Origin of the sequence: Umezawaea beigongshangensis, assembly GCF_016464305.1 — a bacterium.
Classification (GTDB): domain Bacteria; phylum Actinomycetota; class Actinomycetes; order Mycobacteriales; family Pseudonocardiaceae; genus Umezawaea_A; species Umezawaea_A beigongshangensis.
This window is the reverse complement of record NZ_JAEIOJ010000003.1, coordinates 330029-346431: the sequence shown is the minus strand read 5'-3', so window position 1 is coordinate 346431 and position 16403 is coordinate 330029. Positions and strand designations below refer to the sequence as shown.

Genomic DNA, 16403 nt, shown 5'->3' with positions numbered 1-16403 from the left:
GTTCCCATGTCGCCACTGCCCGGCAGGACCGGTGCCGCGCTGACGGTCGCGCTGCTGACCGCGGTGGCCTGGGGCGCGTGGGCGTGGGGCGGCGACGGCGGGGACAGCAGCACTCCGCGGGGCGTCGTCGTCACCGGCGATCCGCGCCGCCCGACGATCGTCTCGCAGGCGGACCCGGTGGTCCTCCCGCCGGGAGAGGTCGTGCTCGACCTGTCCCAGAAGTTCCAGGTGGTCGAGAACGCCCGCGTGCTGACCGGGTCCGAGATCGAGCTCCTCGAACCGCACGTGAGGAACGTCACCGCCAAGGTGGCCGCGGACGACGGGGTGACCGTCGGGAGCTGGTTGTTCGAACTCCGGCAGAACCACGACCCCGTCGAGCTCGTCGCCGGGATCGAGCGGTTCTACGAGGACTCGGACTACCAGCGGTTGAGCAGCACACCACCGGGTACGTCGGCGTTGCTGCTGGAACCCCCGCCGGGTGCGGACGGTGTCGTCACCTGCCGCGGGCACTACGTGTCGTCGTCCGGCGTCGTGCGCGTCGAGGCCTACGGCACCGACTCGGAGCACGTCGTGCGGACGTTCGCCGGGGCGCTCGCCGCTCAGCTGGAGCGGCTGCCGCAGGTTCTCTGAGCAAAGCTCGCATAAGTGCGGACCGTCGTGTTTTACCCTCCTTCCACACGCTTTCAGGGTCGCCCGTTCGGGGGTCGGCCCTGACGCGGCACAGGACCTCCGAGCCGCGGTCCGGAAGGTCGAGGAAAGACGATGTCGCACGCTTCCGCCGGGGCGCGCCACGCGCAGGTGCGGGCCGCGCGCGTCGTGCGGGCCGCGGGGGCAGCCCTCCTCCTCTACAGCTACCTGTGGGGGCTGTGGAGCGATCAGCGGGGAGTCCGCCTCGCCCTCGTCGACGAGACGCGCGAGTGGGTCTCCCGGCCGCTGGGCATCGGCGAGGACGGCGGCCCGCTCGGCATCATGCTGCTGCTGCTCGCGAGCGGCTTCACCTCGGTCCGCGCGAGCGGTGCGGGCCGCTCCGTCCGCGACCGGCTGGTCCGGGTCTACCTCCCGCTCGTCGTGGGCGCGGCGGTCGCCGCGGCTCTGCTGCTCGCCGGTGGTGACGTGCTGGCGGGCCGGGACACCGGCGAGCTGAGCCCGGCGGGGGCGTTCGGCGACGTCGGCCTGATCAACTACCTGGCTCCCGGCGCGGCGCCGGTGCTGGCGCTCGGCTGGGTCGTCTGCGTCGAGCTGATCACGACCCTGACCGGCGCCGTGATCTCCCGGTCCGGCGGCCGAGCGGTCTGGTGGACGCCCCTGGCACAACTGGCGGTCGTCGGCGTTCTCGCGGCGTTCTGCGATCCCTCGTCGCCCCTCGCGCTCCTGCTGTGCTTCTGGCCGCTGGCCGTGATCGGTCAGCTCGTCGCCAGCGGCACGGGCGGCGCCGCGCCGTTGTGGCCGCTGGTGCTCGCCGGGCTCGCGGCGTGGGGCCTCGTCGCATGGACCGAGCGGGCGTTCCCGGACCTCGAAGGCTGGTGGTACGGCCTGACCGCGTGCTACGCGGCGCTGTTCTTCACCGCCCTGGTGCGAGCGGACCTCGGGAGCACCCGCCGCTCGGTGGGCGACTGGTTCGCGAGCCGGAGCCGCTGGATCCTCGTCTTCACCGGGACGATCGGCTGGGCGCTGGCGAGCGCGCTGTCCGCGCTCCCCCCTCTCCTCGCCCTGGTGATCGCGTCGGCCGCCACGCTGCTGGCGTCCGAGTGCGGTCACCGGGCGAGCACCGCGCTGCGCACCGCGCCGGTCCGGGGGCAAGCGTGACCACGCCGACGACCCCGCCGACCGCGGGCGGTGGCCGCTCCGAGTACCTGCACGGGCTGGACGTGCTGCGCGTCGTCGCGTCCGCCGCCATCGTCTACACCCACCTCGCGAGCTGGATCAGCGGCAAGAACCGGTCCTGGCCGATCGGCGACCTCGTGAACGCCGTGACGTCGCCGCTGCACCTGCGGCCCGACCTCGCCTTCATCGGCGTGGCCTCGTTCCTGCTGGTGTCGGGGCTCGTGGTGACGAGGGTGTCGTTGCGGGAGAGCCCCGGCGAGTTCCTGCGCCGCCGGGCGGTCCGCGTCCTCCCCCCGCTGTGGGCCGCGCTGATCCTCGCCTTCGCGGTCGTGAGCACGGGCCTGGTGCGCGAGATGGCGCCGGAGTCGGCCGCCACCGCGCTCCACCTGCTGAACAACGCGTGGTTCGGGCCGTACTTCGTCGGTGGCGCCGTGCTGCTCCCCGTGGTGTGGACCCTGCTCGTCCAGCTCGCCTTCTACGCCTTCACCGCCCTCACGATCCCGTTGCTGCGCCGCTGGCCGTGGCTTCCGTCCGCCGTCGCCGCCGCACTGATCTCGGTGACGACGTCGCTGGTGCCGCAGGGCGCGGTCGGGCCGGTCCGGACGGTCGTCGCGTTCCTCCCGATCGTCTTCATCGGACAGCTGATCTCCCTCGCGCAGGCGGGACGCGTCCGGCTCGGTGCCGCCGTGGCGCTCGGAGCGGTCCACCTGCTGCTGTTCGTGCGCGCAGACCTGGTGAGCCGGGGCATCTTCACCCCCGGCGGCGGCTACCACAACGTGCTGCTGATGATCGTGCTGCTGGTGCTGCTGTTCATGTCTGCCAACGGCCCGGTGGCGCGGTCGCGCTGGACCAGGGCACTGGCCAGGCGCACCTACAGCGTCTACCTGGTGCACATGCCGATCGGCTTCGCGGTGCTCGAACTGCTCGTCGACGCGATCGGCGCGTCCTGGGCACTGCTGATCTCGGTGCTGGTGATCGCGGTCGCGACGGAGTTGTTCTACCGCGCGGTCGAACGCCCGCTCGAACGCCTGCTGCGCCGCCGACGCCGACGGCGCGCGGACCTCGAACGCCCTGTTGACACCGATGAACCGACCCCTGGAGGAAACCGCGATGGGCTGGCAGGACGAGGTGCGGACGCTGGACGAAGCGCTCGCCAAGGGGCAGATATCGCCTGATCAGCACCGGGCACGCCGTGACGAGGTGCTGGCGAGCGCGACCGGCGGGGCGCCTCAGGGCCTGCGCTGGCAGGCGCAGGCTCCCGGGAACCAGGAGCCGTCCGGCGACGCGGAGCGGACCCAGGTGGTCACGTCGGGAGACGCTGGGGCCACCGCGTTCATCCGGCCGCCGGCCTTCCCCCCGCCCCCGAACAACTGGCCACCGGCGGGCGGCCAGCAGCAGCAGGCCACCCCACCGCCCTGGGCCGCCCAGCAGCAACAGCAGGGCTTCCAGCAGGGCACGCCCTGGAACCAGGGCATGCAGGGTCCCGAGGTCTTCGAGGCGACGGGGAAGAAGCGGACCGGGCTGTGGGTGCTCGTCGCCGTGCTGGTGCTGGCGCTCGTCGGCGGTTCCACGTGGTGGTTCGGCTTCAGGGACGGCAATACCACCCCGGCCGCCCAGCAGACGTCCACGACGGCCGAGCAGGCGCGGACGCCGGGGCTCGACGACCTGCCCGACCCGCCCGGCAAGCCCAACGCGAACACCGGCGAGTACGGCGTCGACGACGCCAAGAACCGCAAGGTTCTGGGAGAGGCCGACTTCAAGGCCGCGCAGACGGCGGGCGTGACGGACGTCGTGCAGAAGTCGGGGTCGGACCGCGGGCTCGGCTACGCGGTCGCGGTGTTCGGCGCGAAGGACGAGGACGCCGCGATCGAGCTCGGCAACGCCTTCATCCAGACGCACACCACCATCGGCCTCACCCCCTTCCAGGCGCAGGACGTCCCGGAGAGCGTGTCCACCACGAAGGGGCAGCACCAGGACCAGTTCCTGTTCCGCGCGGTCTACGTCATGGGCAGCACGACGATCAGGGTGGGGACGGCGGCTCCGAAGGCGTTCGGGGAGCAGGAGGCGCAGGCGGCGTTCACCGCGTTCCTCGACCAGGTGATCGCGAAGGTGCCGGCGAAGTAGTGGTGTGCCGCCCCCGGTTCTCACAAGGAGGTTGCGATCCGGGAGGCGGAACACGAGTGGCGGAGGCCATCGGTGAGAATGGCCTCTGCCTGAGTTTCACCGGGAGGGGCGCAGATGTCCTGGCAAGAGGACTTGCAAGAGCTCGACAGCGCGCTGGCTGGCGGGAGTATCTCCGCGGACGAGTACCGGCGCCGTCGTGACGAGCTGCTCGCGTCCGCGGCTCCGTCGGCCGCAGAACCACCCGCGCCGCAATCACGATCGCCGTTCCCGCCCCCCTTCTCCTGGCAGGCGGGTCCTCCGGACGCGACGCCGGGCGGCGGTCAGGGCGCTGCGCAGAGCGGCGGCCAGCCGCAGGACAACGCGGAACGCACGCAGGTCGTGCGCACCAACGGCCCGCAGGACGCGGAACGCACGCAGGTCGTGCGCACCAACGGCCCGCAGGACTCCGACCGCACCCAGGTCGTTCCGGGGATCGGCAACCAGGGAGCGGCACAGAGCGGCGGTTTCCCGGCGCAGCAGGTGCCCGGCCCGCCCAACGCGCCGAACTGGGGCAACTCCTCCGCTCCGCCCTGGGGCAACACCGACTTCCCCTCGCTCGACGCCGCGAGCGCCTGGGGCGTCAAGCAGGGGCCGGAGGTCTTCGACGAGGGCACCGGCGGCGGCAAGGGGAAGATCATCGCGATCGTGCTGGTCCTCGTGCTGCTCGTCGGCGCGGGCGTCGGCGCCTACTTCATCTGGGGCAGGAACGGCAGCGGCGGTACGGGCGACACGAACACCGCGCAGCCCGCGCCGACGACCACGACCACCGTGCCCAAGAAGGTGCCGGACGGTCCGTTCGTCGAACTGCCGAGCAAGACCGTGCAGTTCAAGAGCCTGCCCATCCAGGCGGCGCTCGACGCGAAGGTCCCCACGGTCGAGGAGGCGCAGATCCTCCAGCAGGCCGGGGTGACCGAGGTCCGCTTCGTCGTCAGCAGGGACGAGAACACGGGTCTCGTCCAGGGCATCTGGGCGTTCAAGGCGAACGACGCCGCCGCGGTGCTGACGCAGGTGGACGAGCTGTACCAGGCGGCCAGCTTCGAAGCGCTGAACGACAGCCCGACCGGCGTCCTGGGACGGCACCTGCCGCTCACCGACGTGAACAAGACCGCCACGTACCGGGCCCACTACGTCACAGACGGGTTCGTGGTGCGGGTCGAGTCGTACGCGCCGTCGGAGGACGTGGCCTCCAAGGCGTACAAGACGCTGCTCCAGCGCCAGGTGGACGAGTTCCCGGCCGGCTGACGGACGTCGAACGAGGAGGGGGACCGGGCGCGCGCCCGGTCCCCCTCCTCGTTCCGATCAGAACCTCGGCGCCACTCCGCAGTCCACGAGCACCTCGTCCAGCTCGCCGCGGAACGCCCGCCAGGAGAACCACTCGCGGGCGATGCGCAGCACCTCGTGGTGGGCCTCCAGCCACAGGGCGTCGTCGGACAGCAGCGCGGCGGCCAGCTCCGCCATCTCGGCGGGCGAGTCGGCCACGAGGTGCTTGGCGAACGCCCCGAGCCGCAGCCCCTCCGCGCCGACGGTCGTCGTCACGAACGGCAGCCCGGCCGCCATCGAGTCGAGGAACTTCAGCTTGATGCCCGCCCCGAGGTGCATGGGGACGACCTGCAACCGGGAACGCCCCAGCCACAGGGCCGGGCTGGGCACGCGACCGATCACCTGGACGCGGTCGGACTCCAGAGCCAGCACGTCCGGGGTCGGGTCGGCTCCGATGATCGACAGCTGGACGTCGGGGTGCGTGCGCGACAGCTCGGGCAGCACCTCGCCGACGAGTTCCAGCACCGCGACCTCGTTGGGGCTTCCCGGCCCCGCCATGAAACCGCCGAAGAACGAGATGCCGCTGCGGTCCTCCAGACCGGGCACCGCGGGTGAGACGTCCGTGGGGTAGCCCACCACGCGGATCGAGGTGTCCGGCGCGATCGACCGCGCCCAGTCCGCCTCGATCTCGGTGACGCAGACACCGACGTCGGCCCAGCGGAACGCGGCCTCCTCCAGCCGCCGCAGCTCGTCGGCCTCGCGGCGCGCGGCGCGGCGCGCGGACTCGCTCCGCGCGACACCGACGTACTGCTCCGCGCGGCGGTGGAACAGGGACTCGGAGTCGTACACCTTCACCGCCTGCGGCTGGCTCTCGGCCAGCGCCTCGGCGATCCACTCGAAGTTGTGCGGCCGCATCACGAACGCGACGTCGTAGAGGCCCGCTCGTTCCCGCATGACCTGGAACGGGTTGGCGTGCTGCCACACCACCTCCACGCCGAGCTCCAGCAGTCCGGGCGCGTACGCCTCGGCGCGCAGCCGGTCGCGGGCGAGGAACGTGACGCGGCGTCCCGGCGCGGCGAGGGCTTCGAGCAACCGCATCGTCCGCGGGTCGCCGCTGCCCCGGTCGGCGTTGGGCACGCGGTCGTCGACCACGAGGACGCGCTCGTCGGCGAGCACGTCGCGCGCGAAGTAGAACAGGTGCGGGCGCTCCCCCTTCGGCGGCAGCGTCGGCCGGCCGTCCAGAGTGGACCCCCACCGCCGCAGGAACGTGCTGTGGTTGAGCTCCATCAGCTCCTTGGCGGTCTTGCCGTCGGAGGAGCCGTGCCGCTGGTGCACGACCGTGCTGCGGGGTTCGACGCGCGTGCTCCACCCGGCGGCCCGCAGGCCGAACGCGAGGTCCACGTCCTCGAAGTAGGCCACGCCGTAGTCGGTGGAGAACCCGCCGACCTCGTTGAAGGCCCGTCGCCGCACGAGCAGGCAGGCCGCGGAGGCGTAGTCGACCTCGTGCGGGAAGAGGGCGTCCTCGTCGCCGACGGGTGCGCCGTCGCCCCAGGCGCGGCACCACCCGTCGGCGCCGACGACCGAGCCGAACTCCTGGATCTCCCCGGAGGACTCCCGCAGGACCGGAGCCACCGCGCCGGTCTCCGGGTGCCGGTCGAGCACGTCGACCAGCGGCTGGAGCCAGCCCGGCGAGACCTCGACGTCGGCGTTCAGGAAGCAGACGTACGGCGCTCGCGCGTCCAGCACGCCTCGGTTCGACCCCGCGCCGAAGCCCACGTTGCGACCGATCACGTGGCCGCGGGCTCCGCGCAGGTGCTTGCCGACCCACTCGTCGGTGCCGTCGAGCGAACCGCTGTCGACGACGATCACCTCGTGGGGCACGCTCGTGTGCTGCTCCACGAGGTAGAGGCAGCGGTTCAGCATGGCTCGGCCGCCGTAGGACACGAGCACGATCGACACCAGTGGCGGGACCGGGGTGTCGTAGGCCGGGTCGATCACGATCCGGACCTCCTGATCCGGCCGTAGACGGTGCGGGCCGGCTCGCTCCAGCGGACGAGCTTGGTGTTGCGCAGCGCTTCCAGCTCACGGCTGTCGTGCGCCGCGCGGTCCTGCAACTCGCTCACCGCGGAGTTCCAGCGGGCCCGCATCTGCTCCAGCTCGGACCGCGTCTTCTCCAGCTCGGTCACCAGGGCGACCCGCTCGGCGAACTGGCGGCGGCGCAACTGCTGGTACGCCTGCCGCAGCAGCCCGTTCTGCCGGTCGAGGTCGGCGATCCGCGCCGCGGTGTCGCCACCGCGTTCCTCGCGGGCGCGCAGGGCCATGTCGGCCACGCGGTCGAAGTGGGCGTCGACCCGCGCCTGGAGGGCGCGCAGCCGCTCCCGGTCCGGTGTGCGCCCGAACGCCGCGCGCACGGCGTTGGCGAGCGTGTCGGCGTCCACCGCGCGCTGGTCCGGCGCTCCCATCGTCTCGGCGAGCGCCCGGAGCTTGCTCTGGTCGCTCAGGTCGAGCACGACCCACGGCTTGCCGAAGACGAAGGCCGCGATGTTGGCGTGGAAGCTCATGGCGATCACACCGGCGGAACCGTGGACGGCCGCGAGCACGTCCTCGGGCGGCAGCCCGGCGGGCAACCGGTAGATCCGGCGGCCCGTCAGGCGTGCCGCGAGCGCGTCCGCGAAGAGACCGTCACCGTGCACGGGGCCGGTCTCCAGCAGCACGACGTCGGCGGACACGGCCTCGTCCAGCGCCCACTCGATCGTCTTCGCCACCTCGGCGGCGCGGTGCACGGCCGAGCGGTTGGCGTGCACGATCAGCGCCGGGCGGTCGCTGGGGTACCACTCCATGAACTTGAGGTAGCGCAGGCGCTCGTCGAGCACCTCGGGCGCGACCAGGCGGTCCAGCAGGAACCCGATGTCGGGGACGACCGCGACGTCCTTCTCGACACCGCAGGCCCGCAGGCGCTCCAGGGACAGCTCGTCGCGCACGGAGGTGTACTCGCGGCGCTCGACGGCGTCCCTGATCATCCCGGCCTGTGCGGGTTCCGGGGCGAACGGGATGCCGACCGCGTTCCACACCACCGGGTGCGCGCGCTCGAAGTCCGCGCCCAGGCCGTCCACGAAGTAGCGGGAGGGGGCCCTGGCGGCGAGCTTCTCCTCCGAGGCGTGGTACGCCCCCGCCAGGACGTGGTCCTGGAAGTGGATGATCTCCCCGCCGCCGATCAGCGTGAGGTCGGCGAGACGTGAGAGCTGCTCGACGCGCAGGGGGCTCCAGTCGTCGAGCGCCTCGGCCAGGAAACCCCCGTCCATCCGGCACGGGTGTTGCTCGCCGTACGGCGAGAAGGGCCTGACCCGCCATCCCTCCAGGCGTCGGGTGATCTCCTGCTCGGTCACTCGCGGAAAGAGGTGGTCCCCGAAGTTGTCGAGGTCGAACGTCCCCCACACCGCGACCGTGCCCGTCGGTCGAGTGTTCTCGCTGCTGCTCACGTCGGCGACTCTAGTGAGACCGGGTGAACGATCGGCACGGGTCCGCCGATCTCGTCACCTCGGCCGCTCGGCCAGCTCGGCGGCGAGCGCGTCGACGATCTCGGTGTTGAGCAGCGGGTGCGTCCCGTTCACGAGGGTGCGCTCGGCCGCCTCGACCACGACGACGTCCTGCTGCGCCAGCAGCTCGCCGACCTCGCGCGGATCGGCGGGGATCTTGTCGCTGTCCTGCACGGTGATGTCGGAGAAGGCCGCGACCACGTCGCTCAGCACGTAGTAGGTGAAGGAGTCGCCGATCATCGCCACCCCCGTGCTCACCAGCCCGGTTCCGGGCAGCTGGACGAAGCGCTTCGCGTTGGACAGGGGCCTGGGGACCGGCTTGCTGCGCACCCTGGCACCGTCGGGAGCCAGGTCGTAGTTCTGGAGGGAGACGCTCTTGCTCTGCCCCAGGAGCTTGGGCAGGTCGGCCGGGACCTCGCTGACGTCGGCCTTCGAGATCTTCCAGGTCGCGGTCACGCCCGGCTTGACCTGCTCGGCGACCGCCCGGCTCATGGCCAGCCCGCCCTCGTGCGTCCAGTGCGTGTCGTACTTGGAGTAGACGGGCGCTCCCGCCTCGGCCGCCGCCTGGCGCAGGGCGGGACGCAGGTCCACGGCTCCGGCCTCGGCGCTGATCCGGTTCCAGAACTCGTCGCGGACGGGTTCGGCGCACTCGGAGCCGTAGTACTGGGTGGGCAGGTTCTCCGGCACCATCGTCGTCTTGTTCGGGGCGACCACGAGGACGAACTGCCGTCCCGATCCCTCCACGACCGAGCGGAGCCGCTGGAGCCTGCTCATCACCTCGTCCAGCGGCAGGTCCGGCGTGCACGCGCCCTGGACGTCCACCCCGTAGTAGAGCCACCCCCTGCGTCCCTCGATCACGGCCGGGTAGTCCGACGGCAGCGGGGTGTCGCGGTCCTCCTCCGGCTCCGTCGCAGCGGGCGGGGCCTGGACCGGGCCGACGTCGGTCTTCCGCTGGAGCTTCGGCGCTTCGCCGAACACGCCGCGGCTGATGCCGTCGGCCGCGGTCACCGCCCTGTCGCGCAGCGGCAGGTGATCGGTGGCCCAGCGGTCGAAACCGGTGAAGAAGCCCCAGCCGTCGGTGACGGACGGGAAGGCGGCGAGCGCCCGGTTCTCGAAGGCCGGGGGACGCACACCCAGGACGAGCAGCAGCAGCGGCACGAAGAAGAACACGACCGCCGCCCCGCGCGCGGTGCCCTGGCGGGTGCCGTGGCGCGGGCGGTAGAGCCCGTGCTCGCGCGGCAGGAACGACTCGTGGAGCGGGGGCAACGCAGACCTCTTCTGCGAAGGCGCACCACCCGGTTCGACCATCACGAGCGGCAGCCTAATCAGCCGGGCAGGGGGTCGCGCGAGGTTCTGGTCGAATCGCGGACGGCCGCGCTCCCGTCGCACGTGCGTCGGGCCGTGCTCGCCGCGGAAGATGAACAGCAGGAAAACGGGGACGGACAGTCAGAGTTGATCGTGCTGCAACACCCGGTCGGCCTAGATCTTATGGTCTATTGTGCACTTAGCGTACGATCATTTTGAGTCATACGACTGCCTGTGCCTACAGGGGACCTCGAAGAGGTAGGTGCGCCGTGGACCAAGCGCTCAGCAAGGTCATCGAGTTGCGCGAAAGCGGCTTTCAGTTCCTGCACCTGCGGGACGACGACGGCCAGCTCGACCGGATCATGGCGTTCAAGCAGCGCAGAGGCTTCATCGACTCGATCCTGTTCTGGTCGGAGACCGAGGCCCGCGCCGGCAGGTTGCCCGTGGTGCGCGACTCCGGCCGTCCGGCCCAGGCCGTGTGGATCTACGAGGGGCCTCTGATCGAGGCCGTGGACCGGTTGATCGACCTCCCCGAGCCCGGCGCGCGCAACGCGCCGACGCTCATGCGGCGGACGGCGTCCGACCTGGCCGTGGTGACGACGCTGCCGTTCCGGCTGAAGCTGCCGCCCGGCGCCATCGCCTAGCTCCGGGGAACCACCAGCTTCGACTCGTAGGCCAGCACCACCAGTTGCGCGCGGTCGCGCGCGCCCACCTTGACCATGGTGCGGCTGACGTGCGTGCGCGCCGTCGCCGGGCTGATCACCAGGTGGGCCGCGATCTCGTCGTTGGACAACCCGCCCGCCACCAGCGCCAGCACCTCGCGCTCCCGCGTCGTCAGCTCCCGCAGCGTCGCGTGGTCCGGCCGGCGGTGCTCGGGGCGTGCCGCGTACTCCGCGATGAGCCTGCGGGTCACGCTCGGCGCGAGCAGCGCGTCCCCCGCCGCCACGACGCGCAGCGCGCGCAGCAGGTCGACCGGCTCGGTGTCCTTCAGCAGGAACCCGCTGGCCCCGGCGCGCAGCGCCTCGAACACGTACTCGTCGACGTCGAACGTCGTCAGCACCAGCACCCGCACCCCCGCCAGACCGGGGTCGCCCGCGATGCGCCCGGTCGCCTCCAGTCCGTCGACGCCGGGCATCCTGACGTCCATCACGACCACGTCGGGCCGGTGCTCGCGGGCCAGCTCGACGGCCCGCTCCCCGTCGCCGGCCTCGCCGACGACGGTGAAGCCGTCCTCGGTCTCCAGCAGCAGCCGGAACCCGGCGCGCACGAGCGCCTGGTCGTCGGCCAGCACGACCCTGATCACCGCGCGCCTCCCACGGGCAGGACGGCTCGCACCCGGAAGCCGCCACCGGGGAATCCTCCCGCGTCCAGCACGCCGCCGACGGCCTCGACGCGCTCGCGCATCCCGCGGACGCCGTTGCCCGGCCCCGCGTCGCCGGCGCCGGTCCCGTCGTCGGACACGGTCAGCCGCAGCACGTCGTCCTCGCGGTCGAACGCCACGGTGACGCGGGTGGCTCCGCGCGCGTGCCGCACGACGTTGGTGAGCGCCTCCTGCACGATCCGGTACGCGGTGGCGTCGAGGTGCGCCGGCAGCTCGCCCGGCTCCCCGCGCACCTCGACCGGCAGGCCGACCGGTCCGATCAGCTCGGACAGCCTCGCCAGGCCCGGCACGGGGCTGGTGCCGTCACCGGAGCGCAGCATCCCGAGCGCGGCCCGCAGGTCGACCAGCGCGGTCCGGCTGGCCTCCTTGATCGCGAGCAGCGCCGTGACCGCCTCCTCCGGCCGCCGGTCGGCGACGTGCGCGGCCACGCCCGCCTGAACGTTGATCATCGCGAGGCTGTGCGCCACGACGTCGTGGACCTCGCGGGCGATCCGGGCGCGCTCCTCCTGCTGGCGGGCGCGGCGGCGTTCCACCACCTGGTCCCGGCGCAGCACGAACAGGGCGATCAGCGGGGCGAGGACGAGCGGCCCGCCCTGGTGGGCGACGGCGTGGTAGAGGTACGCGGACGCCGCGGTGGCGACGACGACGGCGAACCGGTACCGCTGCGGCAGCGCCAGCAGGGCGAACGTGCCGGTGATCCACAGGTGGACCAGGGGGTGCGGCGGCTCCCAGCCGCGGCTGGCCGTGGCCCCGACCAGCGCGAACACCGCCGGGGGGACGATGAACAGCCGACGCCGGCGCACACCGGCGACGCTACGCCGGGTTCAGCGTCCGCTCGTCCCCCGAGCAGCGCAGCCCCCGCCTGCGCTTCCCGGCGTACCCGCGTCGAAGACGCCGCTCTTGGCCGCCGCGAGGAACGCGGGCCAGTCGGCCGTCAGCACCACGGCCGGGTTCTTCGTGTCGCGGATCGCGCCGGTGTGCGCCACCTCGACGCAGTTCCCGTTGCCGCCACTGCCGCTGCGGGTGCTCTTGCGCCACCGAAGACCGTTCACCGCCGACACCTCATCCCCGTTGCCCCTCGATCCACGCGGCGGACTGCTCGGGAGTCAGCGCTCGCTCCGAGAGGTGCTCGAACAGCAGCCTAGTGGCCCCGACCCGTTCTGGGCCGTCGATGTGCACGGACCCCGCGACGTGCTCGACGTAGACGATCCCGTGGTGTTCGGGCAGGTCGAGCACGGTGAAGGAGCCGAGCAGGCCGTCGTGGAAGCCGGACGGGAGGACCTGCACGGTCACGTTGGGCAGCTCCATCCGCCGCCGGACGACGCGCCGCTGCCGGTCGCTCGTCCGCAGCGCGCTCTCCGCGACGATCGCGTGCAGCCGCAGCGGCTCCGGCTCGATCAGGCGCTGCTGCCGCCGCAGCCGGATCTCCACCTGCGCGTCGATCCACTTCTCCGACCGGGCGACGCTGGACGAACCGAACACCTCGCGCATGTAGTCCTCCGTCTGGAGGAGGCCCGGCACGTAGCCGAGCTGGAACTCGCGCACGGCCGTGGCGTCGTTCTCGACGCTGATGAAGCCCTGGTCCTCCAGGCCGTACGCCTGCCACCATCCCTTCTCGCAGGCGCGGTCGTACAGGTCGAGGTAGGGCTCCCACTCCGGGACCGTGAGGCCGTAGAGGTCGAGCATCGCGCGGAACGCGTGGTACTCCGGGCGCTGGCCGTTCTCGATCCTGCTCAGCTTGCGGTGGTCGTACCGCAGCCCCCGCGCCGCCTCGATCTGCGTGAGCCGCGCCCGCTCGCGCAGCACCCGCAACGCCTTCCCCAGCCGCCGCTGCCGGAACGTCGTCTCCACCGGTGACCTCCTCGTCCTCGCCCGATCGCCGAACGGTTCCAGACGGAGTCGCGCAGTGGGATTCTCACGGCGGCAACGGCACCGGACGGGTGACGCGGCCCGGTGCCCCCCGGACCGGGCCGCGTCACGGAGGGTGGTCAGCGGCCGACGGCGTAGCCCTGCGCACCGCGGGCGTTGGCGGCGGCGCGGAGCAGCCCGTCCGGCCCGGCGTCGCGCGCCACGGCCGACAGGCGGCCCAGCGCCCACTCGCCGGCGTCCACGACCGAGTGCCCCCTGGCGCGGAGGTCGTCCATCGCCGCCGCGCCGATCCGGGACTCCACGACCAGCTCACCGGGGGTCCAGGCGCGCGGGAAGAACGAGCTGGGGAACGCGTTGCTGTGCCACATCGGCGAGTCGATGGCCGCCTGGAGGTTCAGGCCGCCCACGACGTGCGCGAGCCAGAACCCGAGCTGCCACTGGTCCTGCTGGTCGCCGCCGGGGGTGCCGAAGCCGATCGCCGGTGCGCCGTCGCGCAGGGCGAGGGACGGCGACAGGGTGATGCGGGGTCGCTTGCCCGGCGCGAGGGAGTTGGGCAGGCCCTCGTCCAGCCAGAACATCTGCGCGCGGCTGCCCAGGCAGAAGCCGAGCGACGGGATCGTGGGCGACGACTGGAGCCAGCCGCCGGACGGCGTGGCGGAGACGATGTTGCCCCAGCGGTCCACGACGTCGACGTGCACGGTGTCGCCGCGCGTGGTGCCGGTGCGCGAGACCGTGGGCTCGCCGATGGCGCCGCCCGTCGCGGTGGTCCCGCGGGCGCCGGGTCCGCGCAGGACGTGGCCCGGCAGGACGGGCTCGACGCCGTTCGGCGAGCCGGGACGCAGGTCGAGGGACGCCCGGTCGGTGACGAGCGCGCGCCGCTCGGCCGCGTAGGAGCGGGAGAGCAGCACGTCCAGCGGCACCTCTCCGGTGTCGCCGTACCAGGCCTCGCGGTCGGCGAACGCGAGCTTGGCGCACTCGGTGGCGAGGTGGATCGTCTCGGCGGTGGGCACGCCGTCGACGTGGGACAGGCGGTCGGCGAAGCCCTCCAGCAGCAGGAGCTGCTGGAGCAGCACCGGGCCCTGGGTCCAGCCGCCGGGCTTGGCGAGCGTCAGGTCGCCGAACTCCGCGGACACCGCGTCCTCGTAGGTGGCCTCCCAGTTCGCCATGTCCTCGCCGGTCAGCACGCCGGCGTGGTCGCGGCCGGAGTCGTCGCGGAACGCGGTGCGGGCGAACTCGTCGACGTGCGCGGCGACGAAGCCCTGCGACCACGCGCGCCGCGCGGCCTCGATCTGCGCCTCGCGGTCGGAACCGGCGGCCTCGGCGGCGGCGAGCAGCCACTCCCACGTGTCGGCGAGCGCGGTGTTGCGGAAGCGCGAGCCCGGCGCGGGAGGACGGCCGCCGGGCATCCAGCGGGCGGCGGAGGTCGGCCAGTGGTCGCGGAACAGGTCGGAGACGGTGGCGATCGTGGTGGAGACGCGCTCGATCAGCGGGAAGCCGTCGCGGGCGTAGCCGATCGCGTGGCCGAGGACGTCGCGCAGCGACCTGGTGCCGTGGTCGCGCAGCAGCGTCAGCCAGGCGTCCCACGCGCCGGGCACGGTGGCGGCGAGCAGGCCGCTGCCGGGCACGAGGTCCAGGCCGAGACCGGTGTAGTGCTCGATCGTCGCACCGGCGGGCGCGACGCCCTGACCGGCGAGGACGCGCGGCACGGGGTCGTCCGCGCGGGCGAACAGGACGGGCACCTCGCCGCCGGGGCCGTTGAGGTGCGGTTCGACGACCTGGAGGACGAAGCCCGCGGTGACCGCGGCGTCGAACGCGTTGCCGCCGTCCTCCAGCACCGCCATGCCCGCCGAGGAGGCGAGCCAGTGGGTGGAGGCGACCATGCCGTGGGTGCCGACGAGTTCCGGCCGGGTGGTGAACACCAGGACAACCTACGTCTGCGCGCGCGGTTTTGTTACCCCCGCTAACGAGATCGCCACCACTCTCAGAAACGATGGTTGTAGCGGAGCGTGATCTGGGTAGTCCCTCGGGTGGAGAACGAATCACCACCGGAGGACGACGCGCCGAAACCCCTGAAAGGGGCACTGTTCACCACATGGAGCTTCTCGCCATCGCCGCACTGTTCGTCGGGCTCGCGGTCCTGGCCGCCGTGCCGCTGGTCGCCCTGCTGCACCTCGCCGGTTCGCCCACGAGCACCAGACGCGGATGACCCCGAGCACGGTCGCTCCGCACCACCCCTGAACGCCCGTTAACCTCCTGGACGGCACGCAGCGCGTCGAGGAGGAGTGGCATGGAGATCAGGGGTACCGCGGCGATCGTCACGGGTGGGGCGTCCGGCCTGGGCGGTGCGACGGTGCGCGCGCTGGCCGAGCGCGGGGCGCGGGTGTTCGCGCTGGACCTGGCCGCCGGCGTGGAGAAGGCTCCGGCGATCGACGGGGTCACCTACCTCGAAGCGGACGTGACGTCCGCCGAGCAGGTGCAGCTCGCCGTGGACACCGCGGCCGCCGCCTCCGCCGAGCACCCGCTGCGGATCGTCGTGAACTGCGCGGGCATCGGGCCGTCGAGCCGGACCGTCGGCAAGAGGGGGCCGCACGACCTCGACCTGTTCCGCAAGGTCGTCGAGATCAACCTGATCGGCACGTTCAACGTGCTGCGCCTGGCCGCCGAGGCCATCGGCCGGACGGAGCCGCTGACCGACGGCGCGCGCGGCGTCGTGATCAACACCGCGTCGGTCGCCGCGTTCGAGGGCCAGATCGGTCAGATCGCCTACTCCGCGTCCAAGGGCGGCGTGGTCGGCCTGACGCTGCCCGCCGCGCGCGACCTGTCGTCCACCGGCATCCGGGTCATGACCATCGCCCCCGGCATCGTGGACACGCCGATGATGGCGACCGTCGCCGACGAGTACCGGGAGGGGCTCGCCGCCGCCGTGCCGTTCCCCAAGCGCCTCGCGCTGCCGGAGGAGTACGCGCAGCTCGCCGTGTCGGTCGTGGAGCACGACTACCTCAACGGCGAAGTGATCCGGATGGACGGCGGCATCCGGATGTCCCCCCGCTGACCTGCCAGGACGC

At 72.5% G+C, this 16403-nt stretch carries 15 protein-coding genes; 7 read left to right on the top strand and 8 right to left on the bottom strand.

The features are described from left to right. Nucleotides 1–6: 6 nt before the first annotated feature. The 5 genes from IMZ35_RS09800 to IMZ35_RS09780 all read left to right on the top strand — a co-directional run bounded on the left by IMZ35_RS09800 (nucleotide 7) and on the right by IMZ35_RS09780 (nucleotide 5229). Nucleotides 7–630 (top strand): hypothetical protein, encoded by a 624-nt coding sequence (locus IMZ35_RS09800; protein WP_199440659.1) that lies wholly within the window; start codon nucleotides 7–9, stop codon nucleotides 628–630. 132 nt (nucleotides 631–762) lie between these two features. Then, a complete protein-coding gene (locus tag IMZ35_RS09795) occupies nucleotides 763–1806 on the top strand; it encodes a hypothetical protein (RefSeq protein ID WP_199440658.1) in 1044 nt (347 codons plus the stop codon). Further along, nucleotides 1803–2999: an acyltransferase family protein gene (locus tag IMZ35_RS09790; RefSeq protein WP_199440657.1), complete on the top strand. Its 1197-nt coding sequence runs from the start codon at nucleotides 1803–1805 to the stop codon at nucleotides 2997–2999. The genes IMZ35_RS09795 and IMZ35_RS09790 overlap by 4 nt, the downstream gene beginning before the upstream one ends. Then, nucleotides 2935–3948 (top strand): hypothetical protein, encoded by a 1014-nt coding sequence (locus tag IMZ35_RS09785; protein ID WP_199440656.1) that lies wholly within the window; start codon nucleotides 2935–2937, stop codon nucleotides 3946–3948. Before IMZ35_RS09790 ends, IMZ35_RS09785 begins: the two co-directional genes overlap by 65 nt. Nucleotides 3949–4062: 114 nt before the next feature. Next, nucleotides 4063–5229, top strand: a complete 1167-nt coding sequence (locus IMZ35_RS09780) for an SHOCT domain-containing protein (RefSeq protein ID WP_199440655.1) — start codon at nucleotides 4063–4065, stop codon at nucleotides 5227–5229. A gap of 57 nt (nucleotides 5230–5286) precedes the next feature. Here IMZ35_RS09780 and IMZ35_RS09775 read toward each other — a convergent pair whose 3' ends face one another. Genes IMZ35_RS09775 through IMZ35_RS09765 form a run of 3 tightly spaced genes read right to left on the bottom strand, consistent with a single transcriptional unit; the run spans nucleotide 5287 to nucleotide 10049 of the window. Beyond that, nucleotides 5287–7245 carry a glycosyltransferase gene (locus IMZ35_RS09775; protein ID WP_199440654.1) on the bottom strand — a complete coding sequence of 653 codons (1959 nt, stop codon included), beginning with the start codon at nucleotides 7243–7245 and terminating at the stop codon, nucleotides 5287–5289. Continuing rightward, nucleotides 7242–8726: a polysaccharide pyruvyl transferase family protein gene (locus tag IMZ35_RS09770; RefSeq protein WP_199440653.1), complete on the bottom strand. Its 1485-nt coding sequence runs from the start codon at nucleotides 8724–8726 to the stop codon at nucleotides 7242–7244. Before IMZ35_RS09770 ends, IMZ35_RS09775 begins: the two co-directional genes overlap by 4 nt. Nucleotides 8727–8780: 54 nt before the next feature. After that, entirely contained in the window at nucleotides 8781–10049 is a 1269-nt protein-coding gene (locus IMZ35_RS09765) for an alginate O-acetyltransferase AlgX-related protein (RefSeq protein WP_199440652.1), read from the bottom strand. Between the two features lie 308 nt (nucleotides 10050–10357). Between IMZ35_RS09765 and IMZ35_RS09760 the strand changes: the two genes are divergently transcribed. After that, nucleotides 10358–10732 (top strand): hypothetical protein, encoded by a 375-nt coding sequence (locus tag IMZ35_RS09760; protein ID WP_199440651.1) that lies wholly within the window; start codon nucleotides 10358–10360, stop codon nucleotides 10730–10732. On the opposite strand, the gene IMZ35_RS09755 is transcribed toward IMZ35_RS09760, so the two are convergent. The 5 genes from IMZ35_RS09755 to IMZ35_RS09735 all read right to left on the bottom strand — a co-directional run bounded on the left by IMZ35_RS09755 (nucleotide 10729) and on the right by IMZ35_RS09735 (nucleotide 15257). Then, entirely contained in the window at nucleotides 10729–11391 is a 663-nt protein-coding gene (locus IMZ35_RS09755) for a response regulator (RefSeq protein ID WP_199440650.1), read from the bottom strand. The genes IMZ35_RS09760 and IMZ35_RS09755 overlap by 4 nt on opposite strands. Beyond that, the gene (locus tag IMZ35_RS09750; RefSeq protein ID WP_199440649.1) at nucleotides 11388–12272 is read right to left on the bottom strand and encodes a sensor histidine kinase; all 885 of its coding nucleotides are present in this window, start codon (nucleotides 12270–12272) and stop codon (nucleotides 11388–11390) included. Before IMZ35_RS09750 ends, IMZ35_RS09755 begins: the two co-directional genes overlap by 4 nt. Nucleotides 12273–12293: 21 nt before the next feature. Continuing rightward, nucleotides 12294–12521, bottom strand: coding sequence for a DUF397 domain-containing protein (locus IMZ35_RS09745; protein WP_307867893.1), 228 nt, complete (start codon nucleotides 12519–12521; stop codon nucleotides 12294–12296). 10 nt (nucleotides 12522–12531) lie between these two features. After that, nucleotides 12532–13320 carry a helix-turn-helix domain-containing protein gene (locus IMZ35_RS09740; protein WP_199440647.1) on the bottom strand — a complete coding sequence of 263 codons (789 nt, stop codon included), beginning with the start codon at nucleotides 13318–13320 and terminating at the stop codon, nucleotides 12532–12534. A gap of 137 nt (nucleotides 13321–13457) precedes the next feature. Next, entirely contained in the window at nucleotides 13458–15257 is a 1800-nt protein-coding gene (locus IMZ35_RS09735) for a gamma-glutamyltransferase family protein (protein ID WP_199440646.1), read from the bottom strand. 368 nt (nucleotides 15258–15625) lie between these two features. Between IMZ35_RS09735 and IMZ35_RS09730 the strand changes: the two genes are divergently transcribed. Then, on the top strand, nucleotides 15626–16390 hold the full coding sequence (locus tag IMZ35_RS09730) for an SDR family NAD(P)-dependent oxidoreductase (protein WP_199440645.1): 765 nt from the start codon (nucleotides 15626–15628) through the stop codon (nucleotides 16388–16390). Nucleotides 16391–16403: the final 13 nt, after the last annotated feature.